This is a genomic window from Inquilinus sp. CA228, assembly GCF_052078665.1.
Taxonomy (GTDB): domain Bacteria; phylum Pseudomonadota; class Alphaproteobacteria; order DSM-16000; family Inquilinaceae; genus Inquilinus.
Genome location: NZ_JBQJIK010000162.1, coordinates 1 through 3,124 on the forward strand (window position 1 = coordinate 1; position 3,124 = coordinate 3,124).

3 protein-coding genes are annotated in these 3,124 nt (G+C 76.2%); all 3 read left to right on the plus strand.

Going from position 1 to position 3,124, the window contains the following annotated elements; genetic code table 11:
- Nucleotides 1-1,363 (plus strand): L-seryl-tRNA(Sec) selenium transferase (gene selA / locus ACTOWL_RS37625; RefSeq protein ID WP_441326421.1); only part of this gene is annotated, 1,363 nt, incomplete at its 5' end.
- On the plus strand, nucleotides 1,350-2,084 hold the full coding sequence (locus tag ACTOWL_RS37630) for a tetratricopeptide repeat protein (protein WP_441326422.1): 735 nt from the start codon (nucleotides 1,350-1,352) through the stop codon (nucleotides 2,082-2,084). The genes selA and ACTOWL_RS37630, both read left to right, overlap by 14 nt.
- A partial coding sequence (gene selB / locus ACTOWL_RS37635) for a selenocysteine-specific translation elongation factor (RefSeq protein WP_441326423.1) occupies nucleotides 2,081-3,124 on the plus strand: 1,044 nt, incomplete at its 3' end. The genes ACTOWL_RS37630 and selB, both read left to right, overlap by 4 nt.

Genomic DNA, 3,124 nt, shown 5'->3' on the forward strand with positions numbered 1-3,124 from the left:
GCCGCCGCCGGCCGGGGCGACGGCCCTGGCCGCCGTCGGCCACGCCCAGACCGCCGCCGCGGTGCGCGGCGCGCTGGCGGTGGCGCGCGAGGCGGTGCGCGCCGGCGCACCGGTGCCCGACGCCGAGGGCTTGGCGGCGACCGCGGCGGCGACGCTGGCGGCCGGCGCGCGATCGACCCAGCGGCCGGTGTTCAACCTGACCGGCACGGTGCTGCACACCAATCTCGGCCGCGCCCTGCTGGCCGAGGCGGCGGTGGCGGCGGCGGTCGAGGCCATGCGCAGCCCGGTGTCGCTGGAGTTCGACCTGGCCACCGGCCAGCGCGGCGAGCGCGACGACCATCTGCGGGACCTGCTGCGCGAGCTGACCGGGGCCGAGGACGCCACGGTCGTCAACAACAACGCGGCGGCGGTGCTGCTGGTGCTGAACACGCTGGGCCAGGGGCGCCAGTCGATCATCTCGCGCGGCGAGCTGATCGAGATCGGCGGCGCCTTCCGCATGCCCGACATCATGGCGCGGGCCGGCACGGCGCTGCGCGAGATCGGCACCACCAACCGGACCCATCCGAAGGATTATGCGGCGGCGCTGGGGCCTGACTCCGGGCTGATCCTGAAGGTCCACACCTCGAACTACCGCATCGCCGGCTTCACCGCCGAGGTTGCCGCGGGGGAATTGGCACCGCTCGCCCGGGCGCACGGCATCCCGCTGGTGCACGACCTCGGCTCCGGCACCCTCACCGATCTGGCCGCGATCGGCCTGGCGCATGAGCCGACGGTGCGCGAGGCGGTGGCCGAGGGCGCCGACCTCGTCACCTTCTCCGGCGACAAGCTGCTGGGCGGGCCGCAGGCCGGGTTCATCGTCGGCCGCGCCGACCTGATCGCCGCGATCAACCGCAACCCGATGAAGCGGGCGCTGCGGGTCGACAAGATCCGGCTGGCGGCGCTCGAGGCGACGCTGCGGCTGTACCGCGACCCGGCCCGGCTGGCCGAGCGCCTGCCGACCCTGCGCCTGCTGGCCCGCAAGGCCGGCGAGATCGAGGCGCAGGCCCGCCGGATCCTGCCGGCGATGGAGCAGGCCCTGGCCGGCCGCGCCGCGGTCGAGGTCCGGGCCTGCGCCAGCCAGATCGGCTCCGGCGCCCTGCCGCTGGAGACCCTGCCGAGCGCCGCCCTGGCGCTGACCCCGCCGGACGACAGCGGCCGGGCGCTGAACGCCCTGGCCGCCGCGCTGCGCGGGCTGCCGGTGCCGGTGATCGGGCGCATCGCCGATGGCGCGCTGCTGCTGGACCTGCGCTGCCTGGAGGACGAGGCCGGATTCCTGACCTCCCTCGCCGCGCTCGCGCCTGGAGCGAGCGATGAGCTGGTTTGACCGCCTTCGGGCCGGCCGGACGCCCCCCTCGCCCAGCGTCACCGAGCAGCTGGCCGCCGCTTCGGCCGCGGCGCGCGGCGGCGACCATGCGGCGGCGCTCGCGATCTGGGGGCCGCTCGCCCGCGAGGGCGTGACCCGGGCCCAGAGCAATGTCGGCGCCTGCTTCGCCGAGGGGCTGGGGGTCGAACGCGACCTCGCCCTCGCCGTGCGTTGGCTGAGCCTGGCGGCGGAGGCCGGCGACCCGATCGGCCAGCGCAACCTGGCGACGCTGCATTTCCGCGGCGAGGGCGTGGCGCGGGACGACGGCCGGGCCGCCGCCTTGTATCGCGCCGCCGCCGAGCAGGGCGACGCCGCGGCGCAGGACATGCTGAGCTGGATGCTGGTGGAGGACGGCGCCCTGTTCGATCCGGCCGAGGCGCGGCTGTGGGCACAGCGCGCCGCCGAGCAGGGCGTCGCCGCGGCGATGACGCGGCTGGGCATGCTGCATCACAACGCGCTCGGCGTGGCCCGCGACCCGGCCGAGGCGGTGCGCTGGTGGTGCCTGGCCGCCGGTCGCGGTGAACCCGATGCGCAGGCCATGCTCGGCGCCGCTTATCACCTGGGAACCGGCGTGGCGAAGGATCCGGTCCAGGCCCTGGCCTGGCTGATGCGGGGCACCGCCGGCGGCAGCGCGCTGGCCGAGGCCCTGGCCCGCCGCCCGCTGCCGGAGGCGACGCCGTGATCATCGGCACCGCCGGCCATATCGACCACGGCAAGACCGCGCTGGTGCGGGCGCTGACTGGCGTCGACACCGACCGGCTGAAGGAGGAGAAGGCCCGCGGCATCACCATCGACCTCGGCTTCGCCTACCAGCCGATTCCGGGGGGCGAGGTGCTGGGCTTCATCGACGTGCCCGGCCATGAGCGGCTGGTGCACACCATGCTGGCCGGCGCCTCCGGCATCGATTTCGCGCTGCTGGCGGTGGCCGCCGATGACGGCGTGATGCCGCAGACGCGCGAGCATCTGGCGATCATCGACCTGCTCGGCATCTCCCGCGGCGTGGTCGCCCTGACCAAGGCCGACCTGGCCGACGCCGACCGGCGCGCCGCGGTGGTGGCGGAGATCCGCGCCGTGCTGGCCGGCACGGCGCTGGCCGGGGCCGACATCCTGCCGGTCTCGGCCGTCACCGGCGAAGGCATCGAAGATCTGGGCGACAGGCTGGCGCGGGAGGCCGCGGAGTTCGCCGGCCGCGAGGCGGCGGGCCGGTTCCGGCTAGCGGTCGACCGGTCCTTCACCCTGCACGGCGCCGGCACCGTGGTCACCGGCACGGTGCTGTCGGGATCGGTCGCGGTCGGGGACCAACTGATGGCCAGCCCGTCCGGCCTGGCGGTGCGGGTGCGCTCAATCCACGCGCAGAACCGCCCGGCCGAGCGCGGCCGCGCCGGCGAGCGCTGCGCCCTGAACCTAGCGGGCGAGCGGGTGACGCGCGAGGCCTTCGCCCGCGGCGATGTCGTGCTCGACCCCGCCTTGCATGCCCCGACCGAGCGCGTCGACGCGACGCTGCGGGTGCTGCCGGGCGAGCGCCGGCCGATCGGGCAGTGGTTCCCGGTGCGCTTCCACACCGCCGCGGCGGAGGCCGGGGCGCGGATCGTGCTGCTGGGCGACGAGCCGATCCCGCCGGGCGGCGAGGCCTTCGTCCAGCTGGTGCTGGACGGGCCGGTCGCCGCCGCGGCGGGGGACCGCTTCGTCGTCCGCGACACCTCGGCCCAGCGCACCATCGGC

What these genes read in the sequence shown, in the direction of transcription:
- ACTOWL_RS37630 (WP_441326422.1), top strand. Translation starts at nt 1,350, where the DNA reads ATGAGCTGGTTTGACCGCCTTCGGGCCGGCCGGACGCCCCCCTCGCCC.